General features: G+C 66.0%; 3 protein-coding genes. All 3 read right to left on the bottom strand.

The window, feature by feature from the left end:
• Positions 1-253 precede the first annotated feature (253 nt).
• The 3 genes from recX to lexA all read right to left on the bottom strand — a co-directional run bounded on the left by recX (position 254) and on the right by lexA (position 2,745).
• Positions 254-742, bottom strand: a complete 489-nt coding sequence (recX, locus tag ABDW35_RS34915) for a recombination regulator RecX (RefSeq protein WP_108768481.1) — start codon at positions 740-742, stop codon at positions 254-256.
• A gap of 111 nt (positions 743-853) precedes the next feature.
• A complete protein-coding gene (gene recA, locus ABDW35_RS34910) occupies positions 854-1,891 on the bottom strand; it encodes a recombinase RecA (protein ID WP_108768480.1) in 1,038 nt (345 codons plus the stop codon).
• 218 nt (positions 1,892-2,109) lie between these two features.
• Entirely contained in the window at positions 2,110-2,745 is a 636-nt protein-coding gene (gene lexA, locus ABDW35_RS34905) for a transcriptional repressor LexA (protein ID WP_343718439.1), read from the bottom strand.
• Between the last annotated feature and the right edge of the window lie 303 nt (positions 2,746-3,048).

The raw sequence follows: 3,048 nt of genomic DNA, 5'->3' as shown, positions 1-3,048 counted from the left end.
AAAAAGACGACACCCTACAGTTACTATATGCATTGCCCGGCACCAGCGGCGCCGACGGAACGATGGTGTGGCCTTTGCCCTTGAAGAACTCAAGGAAATCGCTACGGATCTGGGAAGTCGTGAATTTGGCGGGTGCGTTCATTGAGGGGGCTGGCAGTGTGCGGGCCGGCAGCCCCGAACCGCCGGCCTCACTGGCCAGGGTCGTAACGGACCGCCGAAAACCTAAAGGGTATCAGGCCCGGCGCCGTCAGTCTCAGTCATCCGGGTCGAAGCGGGTCGCGCGGCGGATGGTGTCCCCGTCGAAGCCCCGCCGGGCCAGCAGATCGGCGGCCTTGCGCCGCTGTGCCAGGTCCTGTGGGCCGTCCTCGCCGAAGCGGCGGCGGACCAGATCGCGGGCGTTCTCCTGCCAGTCGCCTTCGTAGGTGTCCATCGCGGCGGCGATCGCCGCGCTGTCCAGCCCATGAGTGCCGAGCTCGGCACGGACGTGGATAGGCCCATAGCCGGTGTTGGCACGCATCCGGACGAGATTCTCCGCAAACCGCGTGTCGTCCTGCCAGCCGGCCTCGGTCAGCTTGGCCACGGCGGCCTCGGCCGCCTCGCCCTCGATGCCACGGGCGGTCAGCTTGCGGGTCAGCTCCTTGCGCGAATGCTCACGCCGCACCAGCAGGCCCAGGGCTCGCTGTACGGGGGTCTGTTCGCGCGGCCGGCGCTTGCGGCCGGTGGGGGCGTCGGCATCGGACATTGCTTACTCCAAGGGTGGCGCCGTCCCTGGCACCCTGCCCGTCCGTGGGCGGTTCGAACCTGCGGGACAGGGCAACGTCACTGACGGCGCCGCCCTGCCCCACAGCAAGTCTTACTCGTCGTCGCCGTCGTCGTCGCCTTCCTCGCGGGCAGCTTCGGACGGCTGGAACTTCTCGCGCAGCTCGGCTTCGAGCTTGGCGGCGACGGTCGGGTTGTCGCGCAGGTAGCCGCGGGCGTTGTCCTTGCCCTGGCCGATGCGCTCTTCACCGTAGCTGTACCAGGCACCGGCCTTCTCGACCAGCTTGGCTTCCACGCCCATGTCGATCAGCTCGCCTTCGCGGCTGATGCCTTCGCCGTACAGGATCTCGGTGATGACCTGCTTGAACGGGGGCGCCAGCTTGTTCTTGACGACCTTGATCTTGGTCTGGTTGCCGATGATCTCGTCGCCCTTCTTGATCGCGCCGATACGGCGGATGTCCAGGCGCACCGAGGCGTAGAACTTCAGCGCGTTGCCGCCGGTGGTCACTTCCGGGCTCTGGCCCGGCATCATCACGCCGATCTTCATGCGCAGCTGGTTGATGAAGACCACCAGCGTGTTGGAGCGCTTGATGTTGCCGGTCAGCTTGCGCAGGGCCTGGCTCATCAGGCGGGCCTGCAGGCCCGGCAGCTGGTCACCCATTTCGCCTTCGATTTCGGCCTTGGGGGTCAGCGCGGCGACCGAGTCGACCACCAGGATGTCCACCGAACCCGAACGGACCAGCATGTCGGCGATTTCCAGCGCCTGCTCACCGGTATCCGGCTGCGACAGCAGCAGGTCGTCCACGTTCACGCCCAGCTTGGCGGCGTAGATCGGGTCCAGCGCGTGCTCGGCGTCGATGAAGGCAGCGGTGCCGCCCATCTTCTGGCATTCGGCGATGGCCTGCAGGGTCAGGGTGGTCTTGCCCGACGACTCCGGACCGTAGATTTCAACGACACGACCCTTCGGCAGACCGCCGATGCCCAGTGCGATGTCGAGCATCAGCGAGCCGGTCGGGATGGCTTCGACGGGTTCGACCACGCGGTCGCCCATACGCATCACCGAGCCCTTGCCGAACTGCTTTTCGATCTGGCCCAGAGCAGCAGCCAATGCGCGCTTTTTGTTCTCGTCCATCGTGTTGCTCCTAGCAGAGGTCATGTCGTTGGGGGTGCTGTCTTTGGGGGTCTTCTTTGCCATGGGTTCACTTTAAGTCGGATGTATCGCACAGGCTGAGATTCTGCCCGGCGCTCAGAAAAGAATTATCGGACATCCGTACCAACCTCAGTGGAACCAGAGAATCGCCACAAAAGACCGCGGGGTAATGCTGGTGGAACAGGGCTGCTGCCAGGGGCTCAGCGGTTGGGCCGCAGCAGGCCGCAGTACAGGCCTTCGATCGCGAAATCCTGGTCGGGCAGGACCTCGATCGGCTTGTAGTCGGGGTTGCGCGGCAACAGGCGGATGCGGTCCTTGGCGATCTTCAGCAGCTTGACGGTGATCTCGTCGTCGATGCGGGCCACCACGATCTGCCCGGAGTGGGCGTCGCGGGTGCGGTGCACGCCGATCAGGTCACCGTCGAAGATGCCCTCGTCGATCATCGAATCGCCCTGCACCTTCAGCAGGTAATCCGGTGCCGGCGAGAAAAACACCCGGTCCAGCACCACGAAGTCGTCCGATCCGATGTCGGCGCCGATCGGCAGGCCGGCGGCGACACGGCCCAGCACCGGCAGGCGCAGGACGCTGTCGGGCAGGCCCGGCTCGGCCAGCTTCTCGATCGGCGGCGCCTGCACCAGGCGGATGCCGCGGGCCTGGCCGGGGATGCGACGGATCGCACCGGCCTGCTCGAGGGCCTCCAGGTGGTACTGGGCCGCGCGCACGCCCTTGAAGCCGAAGGCGCGGGCGATTTCAGTCTGCGACGGCGGTGCGCCTTCGCTCTCGATACGCTCGGCGATCAAGTGCAGAATCGCCTGCTGGGTGTCGGTCAGGTCCATGGTTAGTAGTATTACTACTAACGGACGGGTGTGCAAGTGCCCCGGGCGACACGGATTTCGGGAACGGCCGCCGGGCATGGCCCGGCGCTACCGGCTGTTGTGCCGAGCCCATGCTCGACAATCGGTATCGTCGCCGGGCATGGCCCGGCGCTACCGGCTGTTGTGCCGAGCCCATGCTCGACAATCGGTATCGTCGCCGGGCATGGCCCGGCGCTACCGGCTGTAGTGCCGAGCCGATGCTCGGCAATCGGCAATCGTCGCCGGGCATGGCCCGGCGCTACCGGCTGTAGTGCCGAGCCGATG

It is taken from the genome of Inquilinus sp., assembly GCF_039594555.1.
Taxonomy (GTDB): Bacteria; Pseudomonadota; Alphaproteobacteria; order DSM-16000; family Inquilinaceae; genus Inquilinus.
Note: the sequence above shows the minus strand (reverse complement) of the source record. Positions and strands in the feature narration are given on the sequence as shown.

Excerpts from the sequence above, each read along its gene's own strand:
- recX (WP_108768481.1), bottom strand. The coding sequence starts at position 742 with ATGTCCGATGCCGACGCCCCCACCGGCCGCAAGCGCCGGCCGCGCGAA.
- recA (WP_108768480.1), bottom strand. The coding sequence starts at position 1,891 with ATGGACGAGAACAAAAAGCGCGCATTGGCTGCTGCTCTGGGCCAGATC.
- lexA (WP_343718439.1), bottom strand. The coding sequence starts at position 2,745 with ATGGACCTGACCGACACCCAGCAGGCGATTCTGCACTTGATCGCCGAG.